The 10,493-nt window shown below is 55.9% G+C and carries 5 protein-coding genes and 1 pseudogene; 1 reads left to right on the top strand and 5 read right to left on the bottom strand.

The window, feature by feature from the left end:
* Positions 1-216: 216 nt before the first annotated feature.
* From NHH03_RS23195 to NHH03_RS23175, 5 genes are all read right to left on the bottom strand, one after another.
* Positions 217-2,244, bottom strand: a complete 2,028-nt coding sequence (locus NHH03_RS23195; RefSeq protein WP_253160175.1) for a cytochrome c3 family protein — start codon at positions 2,242-2,244, stop codon at positions 217-219.
* A gap of 3 nt (positions 2,245-2,247) precedes the next feature.
* A complete protein-coding gene (locus NHH03_RS23190) occupies positions 2,248-5,268 on the bottom strand; it encodes an FG-GAP-like repeat-containing protein (RefSeq protein WP_253160172.1) in 3,021 nt (1,006 codons plus the stop codon).
* A 257-nt stretch (positions 5,269-5,525) separates the two neighbouring features.
* Positions 5,526-6,746: a DUF1559 family PulG-like putative transporter gene (locus NHH03_RS23185; RefSeq protein ID WP_253160170.1), complete on the bottom strand. Its 1,221-nt coding sequence runs from the start codon at positions 6,744-6,746 to the stop codon at positions 5,526-5,528.
* Between the two features lie 596 nt (positions 6,747-7,342).
* Entirely contained in the window at positions 7,343-8,560 is a 1,218-nt protein-coding gene (locus NHH03_RS23180) for a DUF1559 domain-containing protein (RefSeq protein ID WP_253160168.1), read from the bottom strand.
* Positions 8,561-9,016: 456 nt separating this feature from the next.
* The gene (locus NHH03_RS23175) at positions 9,017-9,193 is read right to left on the bottom strand and encodes a hypothetical protein (RefSeq protein ID WP_253160166.1); all 177 of its coding nucleotides are present in this window, start codon (positions 9,191-9,193) and stop codon (positions 9,017-9,019) included.
* Positions 9,194-9,617: 424 nt separating this feature from the next.
* Between NHH03_RS23175 and NHH03_RS23170 the strand changes: the two are divergent.
* Positions 9,618-10,493, top strand: a pseudogene (locus tag NHH03_RS23170) (hypothetical protein); the annotation flags it as partial.

Genomic DNA, 10,493 nt, shown 5'->3' with positions numbered 1-10,493 from the left:
CATAAGCGCAACTTCAAAACGCGTCAGCGAGGGATCCCATCAACCGGGTAAATCCCTCGCTCACGCGTCGGGTTGCGATAGGTGCGCAACTTCAAAACGCGTTAGCGAGGGATCCCGGTAACAAGCTAAATCCCTCGCTGACGCGTCGGGTTGGGATCGAAACGGCTTACGCAGCGCGTCGAATGCTTGCCGCGCCCCGGCCTGACGCCGGCCGGTTCACTCGCTGAGTAACATTCGTGATTGGTCCCGTTGATCCAATAGTTGTTTGATCTGCAGCACGTCGATTCCGTTGGGCTGCGTGATCAATAATTCAGGCCGATCGATGCTGGTTGCTGCGGGAGTTTTCAACCACGATTGCAGCAACTTCAGCCCGCTTCGCTGCCGTTGATCCGAGGTACTGGACGTCACCACATCCAGCTCGAAATCGCTGGCCCCTGGCAAGGACTTGATCGTGCGGCGGGCGATCAAGCGGACCGCGTCATAGTCGTCGTCCAACAGCGCCGACAAAAATGGAAGTTGCCAATCATCACCCGAAGCCTGCTGAGCGTCTTCCCAGCCCATGCTCCAGGCCGTCAGCGCCCGTTCGGCCGCGTTCCCACGCAGTAGCCATAACAAGGATCCGGCGATCTGCTGTTGCTGGGCGTCCAATTCCGGCGGCTCGATGCCATACCACTGTTGCAAATGATTTGCCGACCATTGCAGTGTTTGATCCAGGTGACACAGGTTGCAAGCGTTGGGCCGCTGGACACGTTCGTCTTTCCCCACGTCTGGGCTGCTAATCTGGTGATTGCGAATCGCTTTGAGCAATCCGTAAGCGGTGTGCGGCATGTGGCAGTTGTAACACTGGGCACCGCTGGAACCGATCGCGTGGTGTGTGTGCGCTGGGCCATATTCCGGTCCCGCGTGGCAATCGACACAGGCTTGGTCGCCAATCGCCTGCGGTTTCAATTGATCGTTGGCCCATTCGGTCAGCGATCGTGTATCACTGGCCGATTGATGCAACTGGTGACAGCTCATGCATGACATTTCACCGTTGATATAGCAACTTGATTCGATCAACCCGTTGTACTCACGGCCCGAAACACGAATCATTCCGTCTGGGTAATAGGTCTCGTTTAGCAGAGTATCCAGATCGGGATAGTCCAGCGTTTTCATGGTGTTGACATATTCGGGGGTGTCGCGGTTCCAGACACCGTGGGTATCCCGTAGATCCATGCCCGGGCGATAGCGATGCCCATTTTCCTGGTAGTGCAAATCCATGTGCAACGGGTCCAACACGGCGTGGCACTGCCCACAAACCTGTGACGACAGGACTTTTGACAACTTTGCGGGATTGACGATCGGGTCACTGGCCGACGCGACCGTCTGGTTGGGCTGTGATCCATCTAACCCACGCTGATAGTCCAGATGGCCTTGGCCGGGCCCATGACACGCTTCGCAAGAAATCCCGAATTCACCGACATGAGTGTCCCACTGACCCGATGCTAAACGGCGCCCCTTGCGTTGCGTGGTATGGCATGCACTACAGGTTTCGTTCCAACGCCCCGTTTCGGTCGACGGTGGTTGATGGGGCGGCACTAAAAATGCCGATTCTCGCGGGACCCATTCTTGCGAGTCCTTCAGGTAGACCAGTGGCAACATTCCCAGCAATCGCTTTTCGCCGGTGGTGAACCAATACACCTGCATATGATGCGATCCGGTCGTCATCACAATCGGCACCGTATGACGCGTCGTCGGATCAGCTTCGTCGGGAAAGTCTGCCGTACAGATCCCATTCTCCATCGACAACTTGTACAAACGGCCGTCGTGATTGATTTCGACGTCGCGAAAGTCACCCAAGACGATTTCTGGATCGGCGACCTGGGTCATTGTGTGGTGATAGGATGCTGCCCAAGTGGCGTGGTTTTCTGCGTGGCATTCCTGGCACGCATCTGAACCCACGTAGCCATTCGTTGGCAACTCCTGGGGACGGAACGGTTCCAGTCTGGTCAGCGTCAGATCACTTCGTTTACTCTTGAGTGAACCACCGATCGCAGCTGTTTTGTCTGCCGCTAGGTCTGGTGTTTTGCTCTGCTGTTCCGATTCCATGGCGATGGGTTCCGGATTGCCAGAATCAAACATTGCAATCGACGCTAACAACATGACCGCGGCGATCACCGCCACGAAACCACTGCGAACTCTCCAGGCCCAAACAACGGCGATCGCTGATCCAATGATCAACAGTACGAATAAAAACCAGTTCATGACTTAACGCTGCCACACGTCCGACTGACCTTCGACGAGCAAGACACGCCGATCAACCGCAAGATTAGCAAACGATTGTGTTTGCCCGCTGGGCCACTGGACCGTGACCTGATCAATCGCGGTGAGGTCACCGAGTCCGAAAAACAAAACCGACTCGTTCTTGCACAAGTAACCATCGCCGGTTTGAACGACCGCGACGCGCCGCCGCCCGCCGGCATCGACGATGACTGTCGTCCCAATTGCATCACGTTCACTGTGCGTCCCAACGGTTTCCAATTGCAAAAAGTGCCCACTGCTAGCGGTGCGATTTTCCAGCAGCACAAAGTCATCGTTTAGTTCCGTCACCGCCACGTCCACCCGGCCATCTCGATTCCAATCCAGAATCGCAACACCACGGGCCAGATGCGTCTGGTTCCAGTACGATTCATCGCCCTGAACATCCATGCTAACAAATCCGCTCTGCTGCCGCGCCAGAATTTGGGTGGGCATTCGGAACGGCTTGCCCTTGAATTGAAAGTCTTCGATGTGCCCGTTGCCGATCACCAGATCGATGCTGGAGTTGTTGTCGTAGTCAAATGCCTGCGTTCCGAACGCGACCATCGGCACGGTCGCAGTGTCCAATCGCATCGCAATCGCTTGATCGACGAAGCCCCCGGAATCGTTCTGGAGGTACAGATTGGAACATTCATCCGAGAAATTGGTGACGTGTAAGTCGATTTTCCCATTGCCGTCATAGTCGGCCGCGGCAATCCCCATACAGGCAAATGGCTTGCCGCCGGTACCGTAGGCACAACCGCGAGCGAGCGCCACGTCGGTCCAGTGCAGCGAATCGCTGTCAGCATTTCGCTTCCACAATTGATTTGCATTTTGATCGTTGGCAACAAAGATCTCGTTTTGGCGGTCACCATCGATATCAGTGATCAACACGCCCAGCCCGGTGCTGGCCGCAGACTGAGACTCGCCGAGCGATTCTAATACAGCTGATCCATTCCCCTGGGATCGGTAAAGTCGATCGATCGCAGCTTGAAAATGCTTCGGCCCCGGCAACACGATCGGCTTGCCATTGGAGTCGTAGCGGATCGGATCAAATACTTTGATGTCGTCGACGTAATTGGTTTCAAAAATATCCGGTAGCGCATCACCACTGACATCGGCCATTGCGACGGAGAAGGTCAACATCGCACGGCCCCAGGAAGCGGGCAATTCGCCGCTATCGATCGTTGCGTTGCGGAAGGTTCCGTCGCCCTGATTGATCATCAATCGATTGATGCCGACATTTCCGATCAACAGATCGGGAAACCCGTCTTGATTCCAATCCCCCGAAGTGACGCCATGTGTGTATCCAAAGTCTTGGCTGTGCGACAGTGTCGAAACATCGTCGAAACGCTCTCCTTGGCCGCGCATCAATCGATTAGAAACTTGGCTCAACTGATCAGGCGGTTGACCACCGGCTTGGCCCAAATAGAGGTCAACGCGGCCGTCGCAATCAAAATCGAAACAGACCACACCACTGCCAAGCGGTTCGAACAAACGGAACTCCTTTTCGATCGGCTCGGTGGCGTTGACATGGCGAAACTCGATTCCAACGGATTTGGCAACGTCGCTGAACACTGGCGCTGACGCCGGGCTCACTGGTTGCGACTTCATCGCAGGCGGCAATGATGGCCCTGCGTCTCCCGGTTGCAGTTTTGCATCCAACCAAGCAAGCGCATCCGGAACCGATGGCAGCGATTGAGCGTCCATCCCACAAACGATGACCGACTCGTTGCGACCGCTGGGAAACTTCGACAGCAGTTGCTGCTTGGCCTTGCGCAGCACCGTCAATTGCGGCGCTCCAGGGGCCACCCTGGCGAACAAAGATTCCTGCCAAGCGAGTGATTCGATTGGGCGCCCCAGTGAGTTCATCACCCGTCCCATCTCACTGCCCATCGCAGGGCTGGGATGATCGGTCGAACCAATCTGGTAGGCCAGCGATTGGGCTTCGGAAATCAGTTGTTGACGCTCTAGCAAGACAGCTGACTGCTGAGCATTGTCCTGGGCAGCGATCGCTTGGGCCAAACCGTCGGCGGCTTCCATACAGTTGGGTTCACGACGAAGCGCTTCGACGAAACAGGTTGCCGCCACAGGGTTTTGGTGATGCAAAAAAAGATTCCCCAATCCCAACCAATACGCGGGGTAACGCTTGCTGGAGTCGACCGCGTTCAGCGCCCAATCCTGGAGCGCGGCGAAGTCTTGATTACTACTGAGCAACCAGCCGCGCATCGCGACCGCTGCCGGATGCCGATCACGTAGCAAGTCGCTGCCGTCGAGCAATTTCAATGCGTCGCGAACGTCTCCTTTGGAACGCAACGCCGCCACCGCGTTGAGCGTCCCGGCACGCTCGATCAACGCTTGGTCATTGATGTCCGGTTTGGCGGCAAAATCTACCCAGGTGTACATCGGATTGACCAACCCGATCAGCTCGCGCGGTGTCAATGTGATCCGGCCGGCTAGGTAGCGCAAGTGCTCGTTTCCGTCAAAGCGAAAGCCACGCGAGTTTAACATTTCTGCCAACACACGCCGGATTTCATGCTGATCAGGTTTAGCGGTGACCACCGACTGCAAAAGTTCGATGGCGCGATCGACTTGCCCTGATTGAGACAATAATTCCGCGGCCTGGGCTTTTAACAACGGGGCTTTCTGCGGATGAGCCTGGGCGAGCTGCAACAGCAACTCGACGGCGTCCTGCTGTTTGGAACGTCGCATCGCGATGCCGACTTGCAATAGCCCGGCATCCAGATTGCCGGGGTCGCCCACGAGAACTTGCCGAGACAATTGTTCGGCGGTTTCCAGTTTGCCAGCTGCGAGCGCGGTGGTGGCTTGTTGGATCAGTGACTGCGGTGTGACTGCCGCGGTCTTGCCAGGCGCCGGGGTCTGCGCCGGAGGGCTCGGTTCTGTTCCCGCTGGTGATGAAAAGTCGCAGCCGGCCAGTGCAATCAGCAATGCCAACGCAAGCAGACCGTGGTTTCGCTTATTGTTCTTCATTCTTGACCTGCCCGTCCAACATCCACTGGTGGTGCGTCCCGTAGCTGATCCCGCCAGGGTTCAGACCGACTGAACCCTGGCGGGATCAGCTACGACCCTTTGCCACTGTAGCCGGAACCGGAACCAACTCGTAGGCCAAGTGGATTCGCCAGGTTGCACCAGGCCGACTGGGCGGTTGCTGCGAACCAACAAAAAAATCCTGTCCGCCCGATAAAAGGCGAACAGGATTGGATGCAATCCTCCAACCAACCGAACCGCTACTGGTTCAATTGCTCTTGAATGACTTCATTGTTAGCGCGTGTGCCCAAGGCACCCCATAGCCCGTAGGGGCTTTTCGACCCTGGAACCGATTGGGGATTAGCATTGGTCGGATTGACTTTCACCACTGGGTGGCGCGAGTCGCCCGCTTCGACGGAATCCGTCATGAAGATCACCGCACCGTCGCCCATCAGGACGTGGGCACCGCCTTGGTGACGACTGCTAGGTGGCAAGACACCGGTGTCCGCATCACCACCACCACCGATGCAAACTTCACGGTTGGGAGGCAACATGGTTGTGATACTGGTGTAGACCGGAGCCATATCAGCCCAGCGGAAACCACGTTTGTAGTTGGTGTTCACGAGGCCCGGATTGGCTGTGTCGGCCACCGTGGGAGCCCAGAACCGTGGGCGTTCGGGATCCATCAGCCCCGCGTCTTGACAGGAGCTTGGGTTTCCGTGAACCGCAGCCCAACCGATACCAAAGTAAGCGTCGGTGCGGATGTCGCGATCGCCCAGTCCCGTTGCAATTTCGCCACTCGCAATGGTGTTGGACAGCCCGTCCAAAATGTCACGGAATTTCATCGCACGACGGTTGTAAAAGAAACCACGGTTGCTGGCGTTTGCCGATGCAATGTGACCTTGGTTCCAGTTATTGTTCTCCCAACGCCAGAAACCCCAGTTCACCCAGTCGGTTGAATCACCGATGTTGGCAGCGTAGTTGGTGCGTGCCATTCCCGGAGGCGAAACGCCCGGGTCGCTGGGGCAACGCAACGCTGGAATTTGCGTGCTCCATGGCTCGTAGTTGCCATTCCATGGCTCTGGGCCCATCGATTGAAAATCGAGCGTTCCGTCCTTGTCAAAGTCGTTCGGGTTGCTGATCAAATCCCACAGACCCTGTTGTTCCATGAACGGGGTGATGGGGATCAACCAACTTCGACGGAAACGGTTGTGTTTCTGCGGATTCGCAGCAGGCGTTGCGTTGCTAAACAGGCTGTACGTTCCGCCGCCCTGTCGAGGCAATGATTTGTAAGCCGAGTGGTAATTGTGGAGCGCCAATCCAATTTGTTTGAAATTGTTGCTACAGCTCATCCGGCGCGCCGCTTCACGCGCCGCTTGGACGGCAGGCAAAAGAAGGCCTACCAAGATTCCGATAATTGCGATCACAACCAACAGTTCCACGAGGGTGAAGCCGGTCGGCTGACGGAAACGTTTTTTCATTCAAGGACTCAAGACGGGTAAGAAAATTTGAAATTGCATCGCAGCGACTGATGAAGAACTCAGTATGTAGCCGCGCGGTAGAATAATTAACCCGCATGTATCGCCAGGGTGCCGCGAAATCCAGATGGTTTTTTTTGGACCCTCATTAGACGTAGCTGAAGGCCCGTCTCCCCTCACCTGCGACCGGCGGACGATGCCCTGTTCCTGCTTCACTAGTTCGCCGGCAGCCGGCTCCTGTGAGGCTGGTAAGCGAGGCCCCCGGAATCCGTTTTTCTCAAGATCGGATGCGATGGCTCACCAGTGGGCATTAACCGCGACTGGAGTTGGATAAGCCGCCGCAAGTTGGTGTGGAGGATTTATCCGACCGGCGTTGCTCTTTGCAGAAAACCCGTACCCGAGTCGGATTAATCCTCCACACCAGCGCCGTTGAAGCCAGCGTTTTCCAACAGGCCGTGCAACGTCAAAAGGCTGGCTTGAAGACGGAGAATCTGAACCCTCGAAACTGGGCGACAGATCAGCGCGAATACCTATGAAAAAACCCTGCTCGCTTAAAAAAAGCGAACAGGGTTTGCTGAAAATCAATTGAGAGCTGAACGCTACTGGTTCAGCGACTCCTCGATCGTTTCCCCGCTGGCTCGGGTGCCAAGTGCACCCCACAAGCCGTAGGGGCTCTTCGAACCCGGCACAGCGCCGGGGGCATTGTTGGTTGGGTTGACCTTCACAACTGGGTGACGCGAATCACCGGCTTCCACCGAATCAGTCATGAAAATCACCGCTCCGTCACCCATCAGCACGTGAGCTCCACCTTGGTGACGGCTACTCGGGGGCAGCACGCCGGTGTCAAAGTCACCGCCGCCACCGATGCAGACTTCGCGGTTAGGTGGCAGCATGGTAGTGATGCTGGTGTAAACCGGTACCGAGTCAGCCCAACGGAAACCGCGTTTCCAGTTGTTGTTACGCAAGCCTGGGTTGGCATTGCCGACCGAAGGATCCCAGAAAGTGGGTCGTTCCGGATCTTTCAGGTTCGCATCTTCGCAAGCGCTGGGGCTGCCGTGGATCGCACCCCAACCGATTCCATAATAAGGATCGGTACGGATGTCACGGTCGCCCAGTCCGGTTGCAATTTCACCCGAGGCGATCGTGTTGGACAGGCCGTCCAGAACGTCGCGGAAACGCATGGTCCGGCGATTGTAGAAGAAGCCACGGTTGGACGCATTGGCGGAGTTGATGTGGCCTTGGTTCCAGGTGTTGTTTTGCCAACGCCAAAAACCCCAGTTCACCCAGTCGGTTGAATCACCGATGTTAGCGGCGTAATTGGTGCGAGCCATTCCCGGAGGCGAAACGCCGGGGTCGCTGGGGCAACGCAACGCTGGGATTTGCGTGCTCCAGGGCTCGTAGTTGCCATTCCACGGCTCTGGACCCATTGCTTGGAAATCCAAGGTGCCGTCTTTGTCAAAGTCGTTGGGATTGCTGATCAAGTTCCAAAGACCTTGCTGCTCCATGAATGGAGTGATTCCGATCAGCCAGCTTTGGCGGAAACGGTTGTGTTTCTGCTGGTTGGCAGCCGGGGTAGCGTTGGACCCCAAGAAGTATGTCCCTGTCGATTGGGTCGGCAGGTTCTTGTAAGCCGAATGATAGTTGTGAATTGCCAAACCAATTTGCTTGAAATTGTTGCTGCAACTCATTCGACGCGCCGCTTCACGCGCTGCCTGCACTGCAGGCAATAGAAGACCCACAAGGATCCCGATGATAGCGATTACAACCAGCAATTCCACGAGCGTGAAACCTTTCGGTTGCGACAAACGTTTCGTCATAAGAAGACTCCCAGAGTAAAGATGAGAACTATTGCGGCGAGGAAATGACCGCTACTACATATTACCGGTTATCAGCGTTACTTAACCTGGGAATCCAAAACCAGTTCGTCATTTTTTCGTTTTTATTAAGAACTAACCCCCTATAAACGGGGTTTTAGCGTGTTCGTTTGACCACAATCTCAGAGCGCTCAAACGGGACAAACGTTTGTCCTGAACCCGCCATTTTCTTGGTTTTCGTTTTTGCTTGTTCGCATGCGGCGCGAAACATCGCCTTGGCGACTGCCAAACCAACTGTCCGCGCTGCAAACCGCCATTGAATTCGGGGGCGTGCGTTTTGATTGCAACGGTAACAAGCGCATAAAAAAAGCCCGGTGAATAACCACCGGGCTCGATAGGCAACCGTGCCCCTATCTTTACTAATCGGCAGACCCATCGCGGGGCGACCGTCAATGCCAACTAGTTTTGGCTTTGGTCGTCAGCGGCGCTCGAGGTTTGCTCGTCGTAGCTTTGCTCTTCGGCCGGCGTCATTGGTTCCGATTCAATCACGGTCGTTTCCGTTCCGCCGCCACATCCGATCATCGCACAGGGAACCAGGGCAACTGCAAGAACGAAAACCAACTTCAACTTAGTCATCAATCACTCCGAAATGTTTGGAAAGGTAATTTGCCCGGCCACTCAAAGGTCGGTGCTGACCGCTGTGCTGAAGCACTGTGCTGGTGCGCCGCGAATGTCCTAGCAAGCAATCAACAGAGCAGATTTCGGGAGGATGTGCAATCAGTCCTTTGCCGGCCCACGATCAGGCAATCGGCCCGTGGCATCGACGGAAAATATTACCGTCGCAATTGAAATTCGTTCCCATGCCTCCACTCGTCGACCGGGGCGGCGTCAACGACGGCAGAAAGATTCTGGTGCGGTAAATCGCGAGGCCAACGCAGAATGTTCGACTCTGCCGGGCGGCGATTGGCGCGACGACTGCATCTCGACTGCAATCGATCGCATGCCGAGTTTTGGAATGGACCAGCTCTCGGCGCTCTCACCTGCAACGAGGCACTAGGAAATGAAACGCTTCAGTCTCCAATCGTTAGAAAGTCGACAACTGATGGCCGCCGATATCGGCGTCATCGACACAACCCTTCACATTGCCGGCACCGAAGGAAATGACGTCGCTGAGGTTTACACCGTCGAAGACTCGCTGGTCGTGAAATTGCAAACACGCGACGATGCCGGCAACGTCACCGATTCGATCGAACAAACGTTCGACGCCGAATTGGTCGACGGCATCATCTTCGAAGCCTTTGCCGGTGACGATCTGTTGGTCAACGAAACGTCGCTCGATTCAATCATGCGTGCCGGAGGCGGTAATGATGTCGTGATGGGCGGTGCGGGACATGACATCCTGGTCGCCGGCCCTGGATCCGATGTGGTTCTCGGAGGCGGTGGCAATGATCTGATTCTCGGTGGTCCCGGCGATAACGTGATCATCGAATCTGATCTAGACCCCGTGGATGATGATGTCGACGACTCGGCAGATCCCGGCAGTGATGAAACGCTGGATCAATCCGAAGACGAGGTTGTCCCAGGCGATGTTGTTCCCGACCAAGATGATTCCGATCAACCCGACCCACACCAGTGCGATGGCACGCCGGCCGACGAAGTCAATGATGGCGTTGACGAAGTGACTGATGCAACGGACGAAGTGACCGATGCAACGGACGAAGTGACCGATGCAACGGACGAAGTGACTGGTGCAACGGACGAAGTGGCTGGTGCAACGGACGAAGTGACTGGTGCAACGGACGAAGTGACTGGTGCAACGGACGAAGTGACCGATGCAACGGACGAAGTGACCGATGCAACGGACGAAGTGACCGATGCAACGGACGAAGTGACCGGTGCAACGGACGAAGTGACTGATGCAACGGACGAAGTGACC

It is taken from the genome of Stieleria tagensis (assembly GCF_024129865.1).
GTDB lineage: Bacteria > Planctomycetota > Planctomycetia > Pirellulales > Pirellulaceae > Stieleria > Stieleria tagensis.
This window is presented reverse-complemented; position numbering and strand designations above follow the sequence as displayed.